Origin of the sequence: Rhodococcus sp. X156 (assembly GCF_004006015.1) — a bacterium.
Taxonomy (GTDB): Bacteria; Actinomycetota; Actinomycetes; order Mycobacteriales; family Mycobacteriaceae; genus X156.
Genome location: NZ_CP034766.1, coordinates 3209802 through 3229450, shown reverse-complemented (window position 1 = coordinate 3229450; position 19649 = coordinate 3209802). Strand labels below are relative to the sequence as shown.

General features: G+C 73.1%; 14 protein-coding genes and 1 pseudogene. 4 read left to right on the top strand and 11 right to left on the bottom strand.

The window, feature by feature from the left end:
* Positions 1-12: 12 nt before the first annotated feature.
* Together ELX43_RS15200 and ELX43_RS15195 are read right to left on the bottom strand one after the other, a co-directional pair.
* Positions 13-2379 carry a glycosyl hydrolase family 65 protein gene (locus ELX43_RS15200; RefSeq protein WP_127784952.1) on the bottom strand — a complete coding sequence of 789 codons (2367 nt, stop codon included), beginning with the start codon at positions 2377-2379 and terminating at the stop codon, positions 13-15.
* A pseudogene (locus ELX43_RS15195) lies at positions 2376-3133 on the bottom strand (beta-phosphoglucomutase family hydrolase). The gene ELX43_RS15200 and the pseudogene ELX43_RS15195 overlap by 4 nt, the downstream one beginning before the upstream one ends.
* A gap of 161 nt (positions 3134-3294) precedes the next feature.
* Between ELX43_RS15195 and ELX43_RS15190 the strand changes: the two are divergent.
* On the top strand, positions 3295-4773 hold the full coding sequence (locus ELX43_RS15190; RefSeq protein ID WP_127784147.1) for an AAA family ATPase: 1479 nt from the start codon (positions 3295-3297) through the stop codon (positions 4771-4773).
* A gap of 18 nt (positions 4774-4791) precedes the next feature.
* On the opposite strand, the gene ELX43_RS15185 is transcribed toward ELX43_RS15190, so the two are convergent.
* Complete coding sequence (locus ELX43_RS15185) at positions 4792-7260, bottom strand: EAL domain-containing protein (RefSeq protein ID WP_127784146.1); 2469 nt, start codon at positions 7258-7260, stop codon at positions 4792-4794.
* 244 nt (positions 7261-7504) lie between these two features.
* On the opposite strand from ELX43_RS15185, the gene ELX43_RS15180 reads away from it, so the two are divergent.
* Positions 7505-7906: an Hsp20/alpha crystallin family protein gene (locus tag ELX43_RS15180; RefSeq protein WP_127784145.1), complete on the top strand. Its 402-nt coding sequence runs from the start codon at positions 7505-7507 to the stop codon at positions 7904-7906.
* Here ELX43_RS15180 and ELX43_RS15175 read toward each other — a convergent pair.
* The 4 genes from ELX43_RS15175 to ELX43_RS15160 all read right to left on the bottom strand — a co-directional run bounded on the left by ELX43_RS15175 (position 7896) and on the right by ELX43_RS15160 (position 12025).
* On the bottom strand, positions 7896-9359 hold the full coding sequence (locus ELX43_RS15175; RefSeq protein WP_127784144.1) for a glycosyltransferase: 1464 nt from the start codon (positions 9357-9359) through the stop codon (positions 7896-7898). The genes ELX43_RS15180 and ELX43_RS15175 overlap by 11 nt on opposite strands.
* A gap of 73 nt (positions 9360-9432) precedes the next feature.
* Complete coding sequence (locus tag ELX43_RS15170; RefSeq protein ID WP_127784143.1) at positions 9433-10422, bottom strand: nitroreductase; 990 nt, start codon at positions 10420-10422, stop codon at positions 9433-9435.
* Between the two features lie 82 nt (positions 10423-10504).
* Positions 10505-11404 carry an alpha/beta fold hydrolase gene (locus tag ELX43_RS15165; protein WP_127784142.1) on the bottom strand — a complete coding sequence of 300 codons (900 nt, stop codon included), beginning with the start codon at positions 11402-11404 and terminating at the stop codon, positions 10505-10507.
* 48 nt (positions 11405-11452) lie between these two features.
* The gene (locus ELX43_RS15160) at positions 11453-12025 is read right to left on the bottom strand and encodes a TetR/AcrR family transcriptional regulator (protein ID WP_241249136.1); all 573 of its coding nucleotides are present in this window, start codon (positions 12023-12025) and stop codon (positions 11453-11455) included.
* Positions 12026-12125: 100 nt separating this feature from the next.
* On the opposite strand from ELX43_RS15160, the gene ELX43_RS15155 reads away from it, so the two are divergent.
* Positions 12126-13007, top strand: a complete 882-nt coding sequence (locus ELX43_RS15155; protein WP_241249134.1) for a DMT family transporter — start codon at positions 12126-12128, stop codon at positions 13005-13007.
* Positions 13004-14629 (top strand): amidohydrolase, encoded by a 1626-nt coding sequence (locus ELX43_RS15150; protein ID WP_127784140.1) that lies wholly within the window; start codon positions 13004-13006, stop codon positions 14627-14629. Before ELX43_RS15155 ends, ELX43_RS15150 begins: the two co-directional genes overlap by 4 nt.
* A 16-nt stretch (positions 14630-14645) precedes the next feature.
* Here the strand turns inward: ELX43_RS15150 and ELX43_RS15145 are convergent, their stop codons facing one another.
* The 4 genes from ELX43_RS15145 to ELX43_RS18095 all read right to left on the bottom strand — a co-directional run bounded on the left by ELX43_RS15145 (position 14646) and on the right by ELX43_RS18095 (position 19501).
* Entirely contained in the window at positions 14646-15257 is a 612-nt protein-coding gene (locus ELX43_RS15145; protein WP_127784139.1) for an HAD-IA family hydrolase, read from the bottom strand.
* Positions 15258-15360: 103 nt separating this feature from the next.
* Positions 15361-17484 carry an FAD-dependent oxidoreductase gene (locus ELX43_RS15140; RefSeq protein ID WP_127784138.1) on the bottom strand — a complete coding sequence of 708 codons (2124 nt, stop codon included), beginning with the start codon at positions 17482-17484 and terminating at the stop codon, positions 15361-15363.
* Positions 17485-17555: 71 nt separating this feature from the next.
* Positions 17556-18200 (bottom strand): response regulator transcription factor, encoded by a 645-nt coding sequence (locus ELX43_RS15135; protein WP_127784137.1) that lies wholly within the window; start codon positions 18198-18200, stop codon positions 17556-17558.
* On the bottom strand, positions 18152-19501 hold the full coding sequence (locus ELX43_RS18095; RefSeq protein ID WP_127784136.1) for a sensor domain-containing protein: 1350 nt from the start codon (positions 19499-19501) through the stop codon (positions 18152-18154). Before ELX43_RS18095 ends, ELX43_RS15135 begins: the two co-directional genes overlap by 49 nt.
* Positions 19502-19649: the final 148 nt, after the last annotated feature.

Genomic DNA, 19649 nt, shown 5'->3' with positions numbered 1-19649 from the left:
AGCCACCGCGAGCTAGCTGGTCCTGGGCCGCGGCTCGTGCCGCCGCATCGGCTCCCGACCCACCGGCTGCTGCGGTGGCTCCCGCTCCGGGGGCGGAGCCACCGCCCGCGTCACGGGCTGGCCGGCCGTGAGCGTGAGCGACGTGCCGAAGTGGGTGATCTCCAGCGGCTCACCCTCGACCACCAGGTAGGTGGCGCTGTCGGGCGTCACCTCCACCGACATCCGCCGGTGGCGCAGCACGATGTGGAACTTCAGCCGGTGCATCCCGCTGGGCAGGCGAGGGCTGAAGTGCTGCACGGCGGTGGCCTCCCGCATCCCCCCGAAGCCGTACACCAGGGTGATCCACGACCCGGCCAGCGAGGCGATGTGCAACCCGTCGCGGGTGTTGTGCTCGAGGTCCTTGAGGTCCATCAGCGAGGCCTCGCCGAGGTAGTCGTAGGCGAGGTCGAGGTGACCCAGCTCGGCCGCCATCACTCCCTGCGTGCACGCCGAGAGCGAGGAGTCACGCACCGTCAGCCGCTCGTAGTAGTTGAAGTTGCGGCTCTTCTCGTCGTCGGTGAACATCTCGCCGCGCAGCTGCATCGCCAGCACCAGGTCGGCCTGCTTGATCACCTGCTTCCGGTACAGGTCGAAGTACGGAAAGTGCAGCATCAGCGGGTAGTCGATGGGGCGGGTGCTGGCGAAGTCCCACACCTGGTGCTGGCTGAAGGACTCCGCCTGCAGATGGATGCGCAGCTTCTCGTCGAAGGGCACGTACATCGCCAGCGCCGCGGCCGTCCAGTCGGCCATCTCCTCGCCGGAGACCCCCATCTGCTTGGCCCGATCCGGGTGCGCACCGGCCACCTCGGCCGCGAACTGCAGGTTCTGCTGTGCCATCAGGTTGGTGTAGAGGTTGTCGTCGGCCACCGCGCTGTACTCGTCGGGCCCGGTCACCCCGGCGATGCGGAACTCGCCCCCAGGTCCGTAGTGCCCCAGGCTGCGCCACAGCCGCGCGGTCTCCACCAGCAGGGGCAGCCCGACGAACTGGCTGAAGTCGACGTCGCGGGTGTTGCGGAGGTAGCGCACCACCGCGTCGGCGACGTCGGCGTTGACGTGGAAGGCGGCGGTGCCCGCCGGCCAGTAGCCCGAGCACTCGCTGCCGTTGATGGACCGCCACGGGAACGCTGCCCCGGCCAGGCCCAGCTGCTGCGCCCGGGTGGTCGCCCGGGTCAGCGTGTTGTAGCGCCACAGCAGGGCGTTGGCCGCAGCGTCGGGCTGGGTGTAGGTGAGCACCGGCAGCACGAACATCTCGGTGTCCCAGAAGGCGTGCCCGTCGTAGCCGGTGCCGGTGAGGCCCTTGGCCGGAATCGCCCGCCCCTCCGCCCGCGCCCCCGCCTGCAGCACGTGAAACAACGCGAAGCGCACGGCCTGCTGGAGCTCGGGATCGCCGTCGATCTCCACGTCGGCGCGGTCCCAGAACGTCTCCAGGTAGCGCTGCTGGTCGGTGAGCAGGTCCTCCCACCCGGTCTGGCGGGCCGCCGTGAGCGCCGCCCCCACCTGGGCGCGTACCCCGGGCAGCGACCGCTCGGCCGACCAGCCGTGGCTGACGTACTTGACGAACCTCAGCGACTGCCCCTTCTTGAGGTCCACCGCCAGGGTGACCCGCCCCAGGTTGTCGGTGCTCTCCGAGCTGAGCTGGTAGGTGGGGGGATGCAGCACCTCGTGGTCCATCGCCGCACCCACCCGGATGCCGCTGCGCCGGGTGCGGTGCACGGTGTCCACTCGGGCGCCGAGCGCCTCGTGCCGCTCGGCCACCAGCACGTTGTCCATCGCCACCGCCACCCGTGGATCGCCCACCGGCCGAGGCAGCTGCTCGTTGGTGACCAGCTCTGACTGCACCACCACGCGGGCCGGGCCGTCCACCGGCTCCACCTCGTAGTAGGTGGCCGCGATGGAGCGCTGGGTGAACGACACCAGCCGGGTCGTCTTGATCCGCACGGTGCGCCCGGTGGGGGAGGTCCACTCCACGCTGCGGTGCAGCACCCCGTCCCGGAAGTCCAGCGTCCGCTCGTGGCTGTGCATGCGGCCGTAGCGGATGTCGAAGGGCTCGTCGTCCACCAGCAGCCGGATCATCTTGCCGTTGGTGACGTTGATGATGGTCTGCCCCGACTCCGGGTACCCGTAGCCCGCCTCGGCGTAGGGCAGCGGGCGCAGCTCGTAGACGCCGTTGAGGTAGGTGCCGGGCAGCCCGTGCGGCTCACCCTCCTCGAGGTTGCCCCGCCAGCCCACGTGTCCGTTGGCGAGCGTGAACACCGACTCGGTCTGGGCCAGCACGTCCAGGTCCAGGTTCTTGGCGTGCAGGCACCACGGATCGACGGTGAACTCCGGGTGGTTGATCAGTCGCGACACAGCAGCTCCCCCAGGTCGGTGACGACGACGTCGGCCCCGTGCTCGCGCAGGGCCTGGGCCTGCCCGACCCGGTCCACGCCGACCACCAGGCCGAACCCGCCGGCGCGTCCCGCGGCCACCCCGGCCAGGGCGTCCTCGAACACCGCGGCCTGCAGCGGCTCCACCCCGACGGCTTGCGCACCGGCCAGGTAGGTGTCCGGGGCAGGCTTGCCGGCCAGGTGGCGCTCGGCCGCGGTGACCCCGTCGATGCGCGCGTCCACCAGGTCCTGCAGGCCCGCTGCCACCAGCACGTCGCGGCAGTTGGCGCTGGAGGACACCACCGCAGTGCGCAGCCCGGCCTCCCGCACCGCCCGCACGTAGCGCACCGACCCGGGGTAGGGCTGCACTCCGTCGTCGTGGATGCGGCGCAGCACGGCCCGGTTCTTCCGGTTGCCCAGCCCGTTGACGGTGTCGGCCGTCGGTGGGTCGTCCGGACTGCCCTCGGGCAGCGTGATGTCGCGCGAGCGGAGGAAGGTGCGGACCCCGTCGGCGCGGGGCCGGCCGTCGACGTAGCGGTCGTAGTCGGAGCTGGTGAACGGGCGGTAGCCAACCCCTCCCGCTGCTGCAGGAAGGCGTCGAACATCTCCCGCCAGGCCGCCTCGTGCACGACGGCGGTCTGGGTGAGCACGCCGTCCAGGTCGAACAGGCAGGCGTGCACGCTGGGCGGCAGCCCCAGCGGGGGTCGTGGCTCCGGGTCGGTGGGCATGACGCTCCTCCCGCGGGCGGTGCGGGGACCCACCCGTCCCGCCAGTATCGCCCCGGTGCGGCAGTGCGTGCAGCGGCTCGGCCACGGATCCACCACTGGCGCCTCCGGTGCGCCAGACTGGCAGGGCACCCATGGCCGAGACGTGCCGGAGGAATCAGACGATGTCGAGCTGGGCCGCCCCGTTCGCCGAGGTCCGGGAGACGCACTCCGGTGTGGTCGTGCTGGTGGGAGAACGTGCCTACAAGGCGAAGAAGCCGGTCACCACCGGGTTCCTGGACTTCAGCACCCCACAGCTGCGCGAGGAGGCCTGCGCCCGCGAGGTGCAGCTGAACCAGCGGCTGGCCCCGGACGTCTACCTCGGGGTGGCCCACCTCAGCGATCCGGCCGGCGGCCCCGCGGAGCCGATGGTGGTGATGCGCCGGATGCCCGAGGACCGCCGGCTGTCCACGCTGGTCACCGCCGGCCACGACGTGCGCGACCAGCTGGCCGAGCTGGCCCAGCTGCTGGCGGACTTCCACCGCAAGGGCCGCCGCGGCCCGCAGGTGGACGCCGAGGGCACCGCCGAGGCGCTGCAGCAGCGCTGGCTGGCGAACCTGCGGGAGACCCAGCCGTGGGCCGAGGAGCTGTTGCCGCCGGGTTCGCTGGAGACCGTCGGCCTGCTCGCCACCGGCTACCTCGACGGGCGGCAGCGGCTGCTGGAGCGACGCATCGGGGAGGCCTGCATGGTGGACGGCCACGGCGACCTCATCACCGACGACGTCTTCTGCATGGAGGACGGTCCACGGGTGCTGGACTGCCTGGACTTCGACGAGCGGCTGCGGTTCGTGGACGTGCTCGACGACGTGGCCTTCCTGGCGATGGACCTGGAGTTCCTCGGCCGGCCGGACCTGGCGGGGCTGTTCCTGCAGCGCTGCACCAGCGCCGCCGCCGCACCGCCGCCGCCGACGTCGCTGTACCACCACTACCTGGCCTACCGGGCGTTCGTGCGCACCAAGGTGGACTGCATCCAGCACAGCCAGGGTCGCGCCGGCGCGGCGGCCGACGCCCGCAGGCACACCGAGCTCGCCCTGGCCCACCTGCGCCGCGGCACGATCCGCCTCGGCGTGGTCGGGGGCCTGCCCGGCACCGGCAAGTCCACCGTGGCCACGGCCCTGGCCGCCCAGGTGGGCGCAGTGGTCATCTCCAGCGACGCGGTGCGGGCCGAGCTCACCGAGCGCGGGCAGCTGTCGGGGGAGGCGGGCACCTTCGGCGCGGGACGCTACCGCCCGGAGGCCACTGCGCTGGTGTACGACACCATGCTGCGCCGGGCCGAGGCGTGCCTGGAGCTGGGGGAGTCGGTGGTGCTGGACGCCTCGTGGACCGACGACAAGCACCGGCAGGCCGCCACTGCACTGGCGTCGACGACCACCTCCGTGCTGGTGCAGCTGCGCTGCGTGGCGCCGCCGGAGCTGGCCGCTGAACGCATCCGCACCCGCCGGCCGGGGTTCTCCGAGGCCACCCCGCAGACCGCGACCGCGATGGCGGCTGTCGCCGACCCGTGGCCGTGGGCAGTGGAGCTGGACACCAGCGCCGACCTCGCCCGGACCACCGACGCGGCAGTCGCCGCCTGGACGGCCACCGAGCACGCCGAGCACGGCTAGCGCCCGGCCCACCCGCCGCTAGGGGCGGGTCGCGCGCACCGTGTCCAGGGTTGCCGGGTGCTGCGGGGACGGGGCGGGACGGCCCCACAGGTAGCCCTGGCCGTGCACCGTGGTGGGCAGCGCAGCCAGCTGCTCGGCGGTCTCGATGCCCTCCACCACGCAGTCCAGCCCCAGGTTGGCTGCGAGCGTGGTGATGGCCAGCACGATGGTGGCGCTGGTGTCGTCGGTGCCCATCCCCGCGGTGAACGACCGGTCCACCTTCACCGCGCTCACCGGCAGCATCGCCAGGTGCCGCAGGCTGGCGTAGCCGATGCCGAAGTCGTCGATGGCGATGCCCACGCCCAGCTTCCGCAGCTCGGCCAGCTGGCGCAGCGTGGACGAGCCCGCCTCCAGCAGCACCGTCTCGGTGAGCTCCAGCGTCAGGTCGGTGGGCTGCAGGTTGCGCTCCTCCAGGGCGGCGCAGATCAGCCGGGGCATGTCTGCGTCGCGGGCCTGGCGGCCGCTGAGGTTGACCGACACGGTGGCTGCCGCGTGCTCGGGGTGGTCGCGGCGCCACTGGACCAGCCCGTCCAGGGCCAGGCCCAGCACCCGCTCGCCGAGGCCGGAGATGAGGCCGGTCTCCTCGGCCACCGCGATGACGCTGTTGGTGTCGACCGGGCGACCGTTGGCGTCGGTGAGCCGGGCCAGGGCCTCGAAGCTGACCAGCGCACCGGTGCCCAGGTGCACCATCGGCTGGAACGCCACCGACAGCCCAGGCCGGTCGCCGGGGGCGGTGGTGAGGGCGGTGTGCAGCGCCTGCTCCACCCGCCCCCGCTCGATGATGTCCGCGCGCAGCCGGTCGTCGAACACCTCGAAGCGGTTCTTGCCCCGCTGCTTGGCCAGGTACATCGCGGCGTCGGCGTCGCGCAGCACCTCCTCGGCGGCGCGGTTGCGCCCGGCGAAGGTCATCCCCACGCTCACCGAGATGGCGTGCTCGTTGCCCTGGTGGACGAAGGCCTCCGACAGGTCGACCCGGATGCGCTCGGCCAGCATGGTGGCCACCTCGCGGGTGCGCATCGGCTGGCTGTCCTCCGGCGGCTCCAGCACCACCACGAACTCGTCGCCACCCACCCGGGCCACGGAGTCGCCCTTGCGCAGCACCCGCCGCAGCCGCTCGGCCACCTCGATGAGCAGCACGTCGCCGGCCGCGTGGCCCTCGGTGTCGTTGACCCGCTTGAAGCCGTCGAGGTCGCAAAAGAGCACGGCCACCTCGTCGCCGGCACGGTCGGCCCGGTTGACCGCAGAGGTGATGCGGTCCAGCAGCAGCGTGCGGTTGGGCAGGCCGGTGAGCGGGTCGTGCAGCGCGGCGTGCTGCAGCCGCTGCTCCGCCTCCACCAGGTCGGTGACCTCGCGGATGACCGACAGGGCGCGCACCGGCAGGCCGCTCGCGTCGCGGCCGAACGGCGTGGTGCGTCGGGAGATCCAGTGCTTCTCCCCGTCCGGGCCGTGCAGCGCGAACCGGTCGGTGAGGGTCTCCCCGTCGGCCAGGTCGCGGATGGCCTCGTTGATCGAGGACAGTCGGAGGCGGTCCTCCGAGGCCAGCAGGTCGCGCAGCAGCAGCCCCTCCCGGGCCTGCACCTGCTCCGGGCTCCACCCGACCAGCGCGAACGCGTCGCGGGAGGCCCACTCGAGCTCGCCGGTGGCGAGGTTGCTGATCAGCGTGATGTCCGGCGAGGTCGCCAGCACCGCCTCGCTGAAGGCGTGTGACTCCTGCAGCTGCTGGTGGGCGGCTCGCTCGCTGGTGACGTCCTCGGCGATGAAGAGCACGCCCACCACCGTCTCGCTCTTGTCGCGCAGCGGGCGGACGTGGTTCTGGTAGGTGCGCCCGTTGGTGTCGCTGACGAAGTCGAAGTCGGCGGGCGTGCCCTCCAGCGCCGCCTCGAAGTACGGGACGTAGGCCGCCAGCAGCCGGCCGGACATGACCTCGGAGACGAGCTTGCCCTCCAGCTGGGTGGCGCTCAGCGACGTCGCGGCCGCATCCCCGGAGAGCCCACCCCCGGCGGCGAGCAGCACCCGCTGCTTGCGGTCGAGCATGTAGATCTGCGTGTTGGGCAGGTTGGCCGCGAGCTGGCGGTAGTTGCCCTCGCTGGACATCTCGAACATGGCGGGGCTGCGCAGCAGCACCCCGTAGGACCGGCGCAGGGTGAGGTAGACGATGCCGACCGCCGCGGCGAAGGCGTCGATGGCCACGCCGTGCCAGCCGCCCATCACCTCGCGCACCGCCTCGAGGTGGTGCGCCGAGTGGTGACCGGTCGTCAGCATCCCCAGCGCCATGTGGCCGTGGTGCAGGCAACAGCTGAGGAAGATGAACGAGGTGGCCAGCGCCAGCCGGTTGGCGAACAGCTGGCGGGTCTGGACCAGTCCCTTGAGGATGGTGCCGGCGATGCCCAGGTAGGCCGCGGCGGTGACGAGGTTGAGGATGACGACCCACTGCCACCCGCTCAGCACGCGCCGGCTCCCTCGGTGGTCGGGCAGGCGCCAGCGAGCCTTGCAGTCACTGGGAGATCCTTCCGACGTTGCGACACCATGCTGTGGACAGGTGTAACCCTATGGCACACCTAGGTTTTCGGCCTCAAGGCGGCGGGGACGCGCGACGGTGGTGGCCGCACAGCAGCGATCGGGGGACCGTGGAGGTGCCGGGCCGCGTCCACCGGGGCCGGAGCAGGTCACCGTCCTGACGAGAGGAACGACCATGACGTCACTCGCACCCACCCAGCGGATGCTCCCGAGCCTGGCAGCCTGGCTGGAGAGTCCGTGGCTGGACTCGGAGTTCAAGCCGGTGCGCATCGAGGAGCGCAGCAAGGACGGCAGCTACGTGGTGCGCGCCGAGCTGCCGGGGTTCGACCCGGAGAACAACATCTCGGTCACCGCACAGGATGGTGTGCTGACCATCAGCGCGGAGCGCCAGGAGTCGCACAGCGACAACGACCGCAGCGAGTTCAGCTACGGGTCGTTCCGTCGCAGCATCGCGCTGCCGCAGGGCGCGGACACCGCCAAGATCTCCGCCACCTACCAGGACGGGATCTTGGAGATCACCATGCCGCACGACACCGAGCCGCGAGAGAAGAAGGTGAAGATCGAGGTCAAGAAGTAGCCGGCTCCGCGCCGGGGCCGAGCAGCGCGAGCAGCGTCGTCACCCACAGCTCGAGGTGGGTGTCGCCCAGGAACTTCTCCCGCACGCGCTGCTCGGCGCCCCGGCCGAGCTGGTCGGCCAGGGCCGGGTCGTCGAGCACGCGGCGCAGCGCCGCCCCGAAGGCCCCGAGGTCGCGGGGGTCGTCGAGCAGGATGCCGCTGGTGCCGTCCACGATCTGCGCCTGGATCCCGCCGACCGCGCTGGCCACGACTGGCCGGCCCTTCCACATGGCCTCGGCCACGGTGAGGCCGAAGCCCTCGGCCAGGCTCTTCTGGGTGATCACGGTGGCGTGCCGCTGGATCGCGTTGACGATGGCAGCGTTCTCGTCGATGTCGGCCATCGGCAGGCAGGCCAGGTGGACGCGGGCCCGGATCCAGTCGGGCAGCTCGCTCCACTGCTGCATGCAGGCCAGCAGCACCGCCCGGGCCTCCGGGTCGTCGGCCACCCCGGCGACGGCCGGCCCGGCCAGCAGCAGGTGCGCGGGGGTGTGCGGGGCGACGAGCTCGGCGAAGGAGCGCATCACGCCGCCCATGTCCTTGGCGTGGTCCCAGCGCGAGATCTGCGCCACCAGCGGCGCGTCCACCGGGGCCGGCGGGCCGGCCTGCAGCGCGTCGACGCAGCGGTCCACCCGGTCGGGCGAGCCGTCGGTGCGGGTGAAGGTGGGCAGTGACGTCGCGTCGGGCGCGCCCTGGACCACTCCGGTGTGCACCAGGATGGCGCGCACCTGCTCCGGGGACAGGTAGTGGTTCTTGGGGCTGAAGGGGTCGATGGAGGGTGGGATGGCGCTCACCTGGTCGGGAGCGAGCCACGGCGGGGCGAACGCGGGCAGGGTGACCACCACCCGGTCGACCTGGCGCAGGTAGGGCTCCAGGAAGGCCCAGCCCGTGGCGGAGAAGTGGTTGGGGTGGTCGATCCCGATGTGGCAGCGCCAGAGCGCGGTTGCCCCCAGCTCGTGCACCGCGTCGACGAGCCCAGCGGTCTGCGGGTCGTGCAGCACCACCACGTCACCGGCGCGCACCACGGCACGCAGCTCCTGGGCGCTGGGCGCCAGGGTGGCCTCGTACAGGGCGCGCTCTGTCGTGCCCAGCTCCCCGCCGTCGCCGGCGAAGCCGTAGATGTTGTTGTGCACCCGCTTGGTCACCGCGAAGAACTCGGGCGGGCCGGGGATGACCAGCCACCGTGCGCTGACCCCGACTCCGCGGGCCCAGCCCAGCAGCGCGCGGAGCATCTCGGCGACGCCACCGCCCTGGGCGGTGGAGCTGACGTTCCAGATCGCCGGGCGGCCGAGCTGGTGCTGCAGGTCGTCGGCCACCTCCGTGAAGTACGCGACCCGCTCGGCGCCGAGCACCGGGGCCAGCCGCTCCGGCGGGAACGCCGGGATGGTGACCTCGTGCAGCCCGCTGACGGCGGTCACGGGAGACGGTCCTGCGCGTGGTGGCTCATGGGTCGCCCTCTCCTCGTCGGTGCTGCCGAGCTGGTCTCGAGTGCTAGCCCTGCGTGGTGACGGTGTCGGTGAGGGGTCTGCGCGGGGTGCGCGGACCGGGGAACTCCTCGGTGACGGGCTCACCCACCCGCACCATCACCTGCGGCTCACCCTCGCCGTCCAGGGCCACCAGGCGGGCGAGGTTGCGGACGACCGGGGACTCCGACACCTGGCTCAGCGTGCACGTGGCGAACCCGTCCAGGGTGGCCTGCAGCAGCACGGCCGACAGCGTCTCGCCCGAGCACAACCAGTCGACCTGCTGGTCGGTGGGCGTGCTCAGCACGCAGAACACCGCGCCGTCGTCCTGCGCCGGCGGCGACGCGAGGTCGCCGGGCTGGCCGGCCCGCCCGGGCACCGCGCCGGGCACGGTGCCGGTGGAGGGCAGGTTCCCGGCGGGGATCCCCTCCCCGGAGGCCACCGAGGTGTGCGTCCAGCTGGCCAGCTCGTCCCGGTAGCGCGGGTCGTTGCGCTGCACCGCGTCGGCGTGGCCCAGGCCCACCACCAGCTCGTCCCGGCGGGTGGGGTCGGTGATCAGCGTGACCTGCACCCGCGGGTCGCGTGGCACCTGGGCGACGTCGGCCAGGGTGGTCTCGGGAACCACCACGGAGCGGAACGGACGCCGGTCGGTGTGCCGGGCCTCGGCGGCAGCCACCAGGGCGATGGCGTCACGGTCCGGCTCGGTCGCCCGGTGCAGCTGCATGGTGGCCAGGTGCAGCGGCTCCCCGGGACGAGGCAGGCGGGTGATCTCGCTGCGCCAGCCCATCGCCAGGAACGCCACCCGGGCGTGGTCCAGCGCCGCGCCGCAGCTGATCGTCATGTCCCGGCCGTGCGGGTCCACCACCGTCAGCTGCCGCCCGGGATCGGCGTACAGGTCGACGGTGCGGCCCTGCACCCGCCAGCTCCAGGGCTGGGTGTTGAGCACCGAGGGTGCGCGCGAGGCCACGGCGAGCGCCTCGCGAGCCGTGGCCAGGTCCAGCTGATCCGCGTCGACCATGCCGGGACTCCTTCCGCTCACCACCTCAATCATGACGCGCCGTCCCGGCTGGTCAACTGGGCTGCCTGCAGGCCCGGCCGGGCTACTCCTCAGCAGCCAGGAAAGGGCGGATTGCGGCCAGGGCCTGCTCGGGCTGCTCCAGCTGCAGGAAGTGTCCTGCGCCAGCGATGGTGACCGCCGTGCTGCCCGCGGGCAGCGCCGAGGCTGCACCCTCGGCCAGCTCAGGGCGCAGGCAGCCGTCGCGGTCGCCGTGCAGGTACAGCGTGGGCACCTGGGGCACGCCGAGTGCCCTGGCCTGCTCGGCGGCGTAGGTCGGCGAGCGCAGCCACGGGTAGCCCCAGGCGCGGTAGTAGCGCAGCGCCGCGGTGCGACGGGCGCCGGTGTCCAGCGCGTCGGCGACGTGGGCCAGGTCCTGCTCGGCGTCGTAGCCCGGCGACCAGTCCTGCCACAGCCGGCGCACCAGCCACGGCAGCGTCCGCTCGCTGAGCCCGGGCAGGTGGTTGTAGGCGATGTACCAGGAGGAGCGTGCCTGCCGGGCCAGCACCGCGGGGTGCCGGCGCCTGGCGGCCATGGCGGGGATGGGCGGCACCGCCATCGTGACGATCCGCGCGAACAGCGTCGGCGCGAAGGCACCCACCCCGTAGGCGGTGATGGCACCCCAGTCGTGGCCCAGCAGCACCGCGCGCTCGTCGCCGCCGAGGGCGGCGTGCAGCGCCACCACGTCGCTGACCAGTGCGCCGGTCTGGTAGCTGCCGTCGGGGGCCAGCGAGGTGGGCGCGTAGCCGCGGGAGAACGGCGCCACCACCCGCCAGCCGTCAGCGGCCAGTGCGGGCGCGAGGTGCCGCCAGCTCCACGCGGTGTCGGGGAAGCCGTGCAGGCAGAGGGCGAGCGGCCCGTCGGCCGGGCCCCACTCCAGCACACCGACCCGCAGGCCGGGAATCTCGACGGTGGACCTGCGGGGCTGTGCCGCGGAGCTGGTCATCCCGGTATCCAACCTGGTGGGGCCAGGCGCGCCAAGCCCCCGGACCGGTCAGTCGACGGAGGCCATGCGGCTGATGCCGGCGCAGAGCATGGCCACCAACCGCTGGTAGACCAGGTCGAGGTCGGTGGCGGCGGGACTGCCCTCGGTGGCCTCCAGCACGCAGAAGCCGTGCAGGGCGCTGCGCAGCGACCAGCCGGCCTGCTCGGAGTCGACCGCGTCCAGGCCGTAGCCGGCGAGCACCTGGCTGATCGCCGTCACCACCTCACCGGCGGCGGCGCTGAGCTCGGCGTCCGGCGCGGTGGGGTAGCGGTCGGTGGCGGCGTAGAGACCGGGGTGCTCCTGGACGAACCGGCGCCAGGCCTCGGCGAGGGCCCGCACCGCGTCGTCGCGGGCCAGGCCCACGGCGGCGTTGCGCAGGTCGGCGGCGAGGATCGAGCGGGCGTGCAGGCTGAGGCCGCGGAGCACGTCGCTGACCCCGCTGACGTGGTTGTACAGCGCCGACTGCCGCACCGAGAGCGTGGCGGCGAGCCGGGTGAGGTTCAGCGCGTCCACGCCGTCGCGGTCGACCAGCTCGGCGGCGGCGGCCATGACGCGCTCCCGGGTGAGGAAGGTCCTGCTCACTGCGTGCTCCCTGCCTGAGGCGTGCTGGTGATAAGTTATCACTGTGAATGATGGTCCATCTCCGCGAGCTGGGGACGCGCAGGGGCGCGCGCTGCTCCAGGTGGGTGCGGGGGCGACCATCCTCGGTCTCACCTCCATCCTCTACGAGCTCTCCGCCACCACACCCTCCACCGGGGCCTTCTTCCGCTGCCTCTACGCCGTCGTGCCCCTGGGGCTGCTGGTGCTGCTCCGTCGCCGACGCGACGGTCGGCCCACCACGGGCGGCTGGTCCGGCGCCGCGGTGGGTGCGGGGGTGTTCCTCGGCCTCGACCTGCTGCTGTGGCACCACGCGATCAACGAGATCGGCGCGGGGCTGGCCACCGTGCTGATCAGCCTGCAGGTGGTCTTCGCCGCCGGACTGGGCTACCTCGTGCTGCGCCAGCGGGTGAGCCCCCGGCTGTGGTGGTGCCTGCCGGTGCTGCTGCTCGGGGTGGCGCTGGTGGGCGGGCTCACCGTCTCGGGCCTGGCCGTCACCAGCCTGTCCGGGTTCGTCGGGGCAGTGGTGGCCGCCGCGGCGTACGCGGTCTACATCGTCGGGGTCGGCGCGGCCACCCGCCGGGCGCGTCAGTCCAGCGGCCCGATGCTGGTGTCCACGATGGCCACGGCGGTGACGGTCGGACTGGTCGGACTGTGGGACGGCAGCCTGGACCTGACGCCGCCGGCTGCCGCCCACGGCTGGTTGGTGCTGCTGGCCCTGGACGCCCAGGTGCTCGGCTGGCTGCTGGTCTCCCGAGCCAGCCAGCGGCTGCCCGCCAGCTCCGTGGCCGCAGGACTGGTGCTGCAGTCCACGGCGGCGCTCGGCTTTGCGGCGCTGCTGCTGCACCAGCTGCCCACCACGACGCAAACCGTGGGCGCCGGCCTGGTGCTGGCCGCCGTCACCGCCACCGTCTCCACCCGTGCCTCCCGCACCCCCGACCTCACCCCGAAGGTGGCTCTGCCATGACGACCGACCGGATCTACCGCAACGCCACGGTGCACACCATGGCACTGCAGCCCAGTGCCACGCCGGCGACCGCGCTCGCCTGCCGCGACGGGCGGTTCCTCGCGGTGGGCACCGAGGAGGAGGTGCGGGCGGCGGCCAGCGCCGACGCGGAGGTGGTGGACCTGGGCGGGGCCACCGTGGTGCCCGGGTTCATCGAGACGCACCTGCACCCGCTGATGTGGGGGATGCTGCTGGCCGACGTGGACGCCACCAGCGAGGCCTGCCCGTCCATCGAGGCGGTGGTCGAGGCGATCCGGGTGCGGGCGGCCAGCACGCCCGCCGGCGAGGCGATCAACGCCTGGGGCTTTGACGACAGCCTGGTCGCCGAGGACAGGGCCCTCACCGCCGCCGACCTCGACCGGGCCACCACCGCGCACCCGGTGCGGGTGCGGCACCTGTCGGTGCACGCGGAGTACGTGAACACCCTGGTGCTGCAGCAGTGCGGCGTGACCGCCGAGACCCCCGAGCCGGCCGGCGGCCACATCGTCCGTGACGCCAGCGGCCAACCGACGGGGGAGCTGCAGGAGCCCGGCGCCATGGCACTGGTGGCCGACCACAGCCAGGCGATGGCCCCGGACGCGGCCCGGGCGGGGCTGCTGCGGGCGCAGCAGCGGATGGCGGAGGTGGGCGTCACCAGCTTCCACGACCTCTACGTCACCGCCGACATGCTGCAGGCCTACCGGGCGGTGCACGCGGCCGGGGAGCTGCGGCTGCGCGGGCGCCTGTACGTGGGCCACCACCTGCTGGATGATGCAGAGCTGGACGGCGCAGGAGCAGACGGGGCAGGAGCACTGGAGGCGGCCGACGACGACCAGCTGCGGGTGGGCGGGGTCAAGCTGATCTCCGACGGCTCCATCCAGCTGCACACCGCGGCGCTCAGCGAGCCGTACCACGACCTGGGCGGGTGCAGCTGCGGGTCGATGGTCATCCCGGCAGCACCGCTGGCCGCGCTGGTGGAGCGGGTGCACGCCGGGAGCAGGCAGGTGGCCGTGCACACCAACGGCGACCTGGCCATCGACCACGCCCTGGACGCGATCGAGCAGGCGCAGGCCGGGCGTCCCGACGAGCAGCTGCACCACCGGCTCGAGCACGTGCAGACCTTGCGCGAGGACCAGGTGCAGCGGATGGCCCGGCTGGGGGTGTCGGCGTCGATCTTCGTCAACCACGTCTACTACTGGGGCGACCGCCACCGCGACCGCTTCCTGGGCCCGGACCGCGGTGCCCGCATCAGTCCGGTGGCGTCGGTGGCGCGGGCCGGCATCCGCTACGCGCTGCACTGCGACTGCCCGGTGACGCCGGTGAACCCGCTGTTCACCATGGCCACCGCGGTCACCCGCCGAACCCGGCAGGGCGCCGTGCTCGGCCCGGAGCAGGCGGTCACCCCGCGGCAGGCCCTGGCCGGCTACACCAGCTCGGCCGCGGCGCTGGCCGGCGAGGACGCGGTGAAGGGCACCATCGAGGTGGGCAAGCTGGCCGACTTCGTGGTGCTGGGGGCCGATCCACTGGCCACCGACCCTGCCGCGCTGGCGGACGTCCCAGTGCTGGCCACCGTGGTGGGCGGCCGGCAGGTGCACCCCGCCTGACGGTGGCGGAGGCGGGTCAGCTGCCGAGCAGCCCGCGGGCGGTCAGCTCGGCGCGCAGCTGGTCGGGTCCGGCGTAGAGCACCGAGTCGAGTCCCGCGGCCAGGCCGCCGTCCACGTTCTCCTGCTTGTCGTCGACGAACAGGCAGCTCGACAGCGGGACATCAAGGGCCTGTGCGGCCTGGGTGTAGGCGCGCTCGTCCGGCTTGGTCACCTTCATGAACCCGGCCACCAGCACCGCGTCGCAGCGCTCGGCCACGCCGGGCAGGTGCTCGGCCAGGAGGGTGCCCACCAGCGCGTCGTTGTTGGTGAGCAGCGCGACCACGGCGGGCGGGCGCACCGCGTCCAGCACCGCCAGCGCGGCGTCGTCCTCGGCGAAGGCGGCCATCCACGCGGCCTCCAAGTCAGCCAGGGGGCAGTGCAGGTCGAGCCGGCTGCGGATGCCCGCGCGCACGCCGTCGGCGTCCACCTCCCCGGCGTCGGCGGAGTCCACGAAGCCACTGCCGTAGAGGCGGCGGTGCACCTCGTCCTCGCTGAGCCCGGCCAGCTGGGCCAGTGCGGCGACGCGGGGTGCCCGGTCGAATCCGGCGAGCACTCCGGCCAGGTCCATCAACAGGTGGGTGGGTGCCATCTCGCGATGCTAGGTCGACACCCGCCCACGGTGGCGACGAAGCAGCGTCAGGACACCTGCGTGCCTGTTGACCTGAGCCGCGGCCGCTCGGGAGCGGGCTGGCTCAGATCTTGCCGGCGGTCGCCCAGGCGGAGTGGATGGCGCCCTGGATGTAGCCGACGGAACCGGCGTCACCCACCACGTGCACCTCGATGCCGCGCGCGGTGAGCTCGGCCTCCAGGGGTGCGCCGGCGGAGACGTTCGAGGCCACGACCACCAGGTCGGCGGGCGCCGAGGCGGTCTGGTCGCCGACGCGGTAGCGGACCTGGTCGCTGGTGATCTCGGTGACCTCCGCCTCGCGCACGATCGTCACGCCGTGCTCGCCCGCCCGGCGCACCGCGGTCCAGCGCCGCGGCATGGCCATCGGCAGACCGATGTGCTTGCCGGCCTCGAGCACGGTGACGTTGCGGCCGCGCTCGGCGAGGAACTCCGCCAGCTCGATGCCCACCAGCGAGCCGCCGATGACCGTGACGTTCTTGCCCATCGGCAGGAACCGCTTGGTCACCTCGCGGATGAGGTCGGGGTTGCGGGTGATGCGGCTGGTCCGGCCGAGGAAGCCGAAGGCCTTGAGCAGCGGACCGGTCTGCCCGGCGTCGCCGTTGCCCGTCATCAGCGCTCGGAGGGTGTCGCCGGTGTGCACGTGCGGCAGGGTGGCGCCCGGCACCGCGGGCACGCCGCGGTGGGCGCCGGTGGCCAGCACCACCACGCTGGGCTTGAGCTCGGCGATGGAGCTGGCGGTGGCCTTGTGGTTGAGCTGCACCACCACGCCGAGCCGCTCCAGCTCGTGGCGCTGCCAGTCCAGCAGCGGGCCGTTGGCCGGGGTGGTCAGCTGGGAGAACCACGCGGAGCCGCCCAGCCGGTCGCCGGCGTCGAGCAGGGTGACGCGGTGGCCGCGCTCGCGGGCGACCCGCGCGCTCTCCATGCCGCCGGGCCCACCCCCGACCACGACGACGTGCCGGGGAGACGGGATGGACAAGAAGGTGGACGCCGACTCGTTGCTCAGGGCGGGGTTGACCGCGCACACCGGGGTGCCGTCCCAGAAGTTCTGCTCCACGCACACGTAGCAGTTGATGCACGGGCGCACCGACTTGCGGTTGCCCGCCCGCAGCTTGTTCACCAGGTCGGGGTCGGCCAGCAGCTGACGGCCCATGGCCACGAAGTCGGTCTCCCCGGCGGCGATCATCTCCTCGCCGACCTCGGGCAGCACCCGTCCGACGGCGATCACCGGGATGGACACCGCGGCCTTCACCTGGCGGGCGAAGTCGCGGTAGGCGCCGACCTTGTCCGGAAGGGGGCCCTCGGTGAAGTCGCGGAAGGAGTTGCGGGCCCAGCCGGTGACGTGGATGGCGTGCGCGCCGGCCTGCTCGAACAGCTGGGCGGCCTGCACGGCCTCGGCGGTGGTGAGCGAGCCCTCCTCGCCGAACTCCTTGCCGGCCACGCGCACCAGCACGGCGAGGCGCTCACCCACCATGTCCACCACGGCCTCGATCACCTTGCAGGCGAGCTTGGCGCGGTTCTGCAGCGAGCCGCCCCACTCGTCGGTGCGGCGGTTGTCGGCACGGGAGAGGAACCCGCCCAGCAGGTAGCCGTGCGCCACGTGGATCTCCACGGCGTCGCCACCGGCCTCCATCACCCGGCGGGCGGCCTGCGCGAACTGGTCGATCACCCAGACGATGTCTTCCTCGGTGGCCTCCTTGTACGTGGGCTGGTTGCCCCCGGCCACGGCGGCCATCATGGTCAGCTCCTCGCGGGTGTTGTCCCGCAGCGCGGACATGTCCCGGGGCTCCTGCGGCGTGGACGCCACCAGCATCGGCCGGCCGTCGAGGGTGTCGATGCGGGCGATGCGGCTGTGGTGAGTCATCTGCACGCACAGCAGCGAGCCGGCCGCGTGCACCCCGTCGGCCAGCATCTTCAGGCCGGGGATGAACCGGTCCTCCGACAGCCCGGGCTCCTTGCGGCTGGTGGCGCCCTGCGGGTAGGCCACGGCGGAGGCGCCGGTGATGATCATGGCGGTGCCCCCGGCGGCGCGGGCGGCGAAGTGCTCCACGTCGTGGGCGACGATGGCGCCGTCGTCGCAGAGGTTCATGTCCATCGCGGGCAGGATCACCCGGTTGGCCAGCTCCACCGGACCGATCCGGCCTGCGGAGAGGAGGTGGGTGAAGTCAGGCTCGGTACGGCGCACAGGCATTGCTAGAGGCTAACGAGCGCGAACTTCGTGGTGCGACCGGTCCCGTCCACCGGGACTGGACCAGACGACGGTCAGCCCTGCAGGTAGGCGAGCACCGCGAGCACCCGGCGGTTGTCGTCGCCGCTCAGGTACAGCTCGAGCTTGTCGAAGATGTTGGCGCTGTGCTTGCCGACGGCCTTCTCGGTGATGAACAGCCGGCCGGCGATGGCCGCGTTGGACCGGCCCTCGGCGATCAGGGCGAGCACCTCCCGCTCCCGCGCGGTGAGCCGGCCCAGCGGGTGGCTGTCCCGAGCCCGCGACAGCAGCGCGGCCACCACCTCCGGGTCGAGCACGGTGCCGCCGCCGGCCACGGTGCGCACGGCCTCGACGAAGGCGCTCACGTCGGCCACCCGGTCCTTGAGCAGGTAGCCCACCGCCCCTTCGCCAGTGGCCAGCAGCTCGCGGGCGTAGAGCTGCTCGACGTACTGCGAGAGCACCAGCACGGGCAGGCCGGGGCGGGCCTTGCGGGCCTCGATCGCCACCCGCAGGCCGTCGTCGGTGAACGTGGGTGGCATGCGGACGTCGACCACTGCCACGTCCGCCGCACCCTCGGCCAGCGCCGCCGCCAGCGCGGGAGCGCTGTCCACCGCAGCCACCACGTCGAACCCGGAGGCCACCAGCAGCCGCGTCAGTCCGTCCCGGAGGAGGGCGTGGTCCTCGGCGATGACAACGCGCACGGCAGCTCCATGGTCACGGCGGTCGGGCCGCCTGCGGGACTCTGCACATCCATCGTGCCGTCGAAGGCAGCCAGACGCCGAGCGACTCCCGCCAGGCCGCCGCCGGCAGCGGCCCGCGCCCCGCCGCGCCCGTCGTCGACCACCACCGCCCGCAGCCGGGCGCCGTCGTGGCTGAGCGTCACCGAGGCACGGGTGGCGCCGCTGTGCTTGCCCAGGTTGGCCAGGCACTCGGCCACGCCGAAGTACACCGCCGACTCCACCGGGGCCGGCGGGCGCCCGGGCAGCGCCACGAACACCGAGATCGGGGTGGCCATGTCCAGGGCGAGGGCCTCCACGGCACCGGCCAGGCCCCGGTCGGCCAGCACCGGCGGGTGGATGCCGCGCACCACCGAGCGCAGGTCGCCGAGCGCCGAGACGGTGGCGCCGCGGGCCTCGGCGACGAGCCGCGCGGCGGCGGCCGGGTCGGTGTCCCACAGCTGCTCGGCGATGCCCAGGTTCATCCCCAGCGAGACCAGCCGGGCCTGGGCGCCGTCGTGCAGGTCGCGCTCGATGCGGCGCAGCTCGGAGGCGGAGTGGTCGATGCTCTCGGTGCGCGTCCGCGACACCTGGGCCACCCGCCGCTGCAGCTCTGCCCGGGAGGGGGACAGCAGCGCCTCGTCCAGCTGGGCGCGCCAGCGCACCAGCACCGGCAGCAGGTACCACCACGCAGGCCCGGCCACCAGCAGGAAGCTCCACTCCAGGAAGGCCTTGGCCTGCGAGTCGATGCGCACCACGCTGTAGTTGGTCTCGAAGACACCGTCGGGGGTGACGGCGTAGAGGAACGGGGCGACCAGGTAGAACACCACGGTCAGCGGCAGCGCCAGGGCGATCCAGGCGAGCGCCCAGCCCAGGGTGGTGCTCACCCAGGTCCACAGGTAGTCGCGCCAGCGTGCCGGGTCGCGCGCCCAGGTGCGCAGCAGCGCCCACGGGTGTGACCTCGGCGCGGTGAGGTAGTCGGGGGTCTCCACGGGCCGCCCCAGCACGGTGCCGGCGAGGCGGCGGTGCAGCTGGGCCAGCTGCCGGTTCTGCGGCACGAACAGCAGCAGCAGCACGAGGCCGACGCCCACCACCGCGAGCCCGAGCGCCGTGCTGAGCACCACCAGCAGCACCAGGGCCGGCACGGCCAGGAACACGTAGGCCAGCGCCAGCAGGCTCAGTCGCAGCCGCCAGGTGACGCCGCCGCCCGCAGTCGGCCGGCCGCCGGTGCCCCGGGCGGGCGCTCGCGCCGCGTCGGGCGTCGGCGGGGGATCGAGGTCGGTCACCGGTTCATCGTCACCCGGCTGGCCCACCGGGAACAGGGGCCTGGGCCCCCCTTCACCTCGGGGTCTGGCCCCCGTGTCAGCGCACCCCGCACACCGCAGGCTTTGACACCACGAGAAGTACAGCCAGGCAGAGCAAGAACAGGGGCAG

What these genes read in the sequence shown, in the direction of transcription:
- ELX43_RS15165 (WP_127784142.1), bottom strand. Translation starts at nt 11,404, where the DNA reads ATGACCAGCTCCGCGGCACAGCCCCGCAGGTCCACCGTCGAGATTCCC.
- ELX43_RS15140 (WP_127784138.1), bottom strand. Translation starts at nt 17,484, where the DNA reads ATGCCTGTGCGCCGTACCGAGCCTGACTTCACCCACCTCCTCTCCGCA.
- ELX43_RS15170 (WP_127784143.1), bottom strand. Translation starts at nt 10,422, where the DNA reads ATGGTCGACGCGGATCAGCTGGACCTGGCCACGGCTCGCGAGGCGCTC.
- ELX43_RS15180 (WP_127784145.1), top strand. Translation starts at nt 7,505, where the DNA reads ATGACGTCACTCGCACCCACCCAGCGGATGCTCCCGAGCCTGGCAGCC.
- ELX43_RS15145 (WP_127784139.1), bottom strand. Translation starts at nt 15,257, where the DNA reads ATGGCACCCACCCACCTGTTGATGGACCTGGCCGGAGTGCTCGCCGGA.
- ELX43_RS15190 (WP_127784147.1), top strand. Translation starts at nt 3,295, where the DNA reads ATGTCGAGCTGGGCCGCCCCGTTCGCCGAGGTCCGGGAGACGCACTCC.
- ELX43_RS15150 (WP_127784140.1), top strand. Translation starts at nt 13,004, where the DNA reads ATGACGACCGACCGGATCTACCGCAACGCCACGGTGCACACCATGGCA.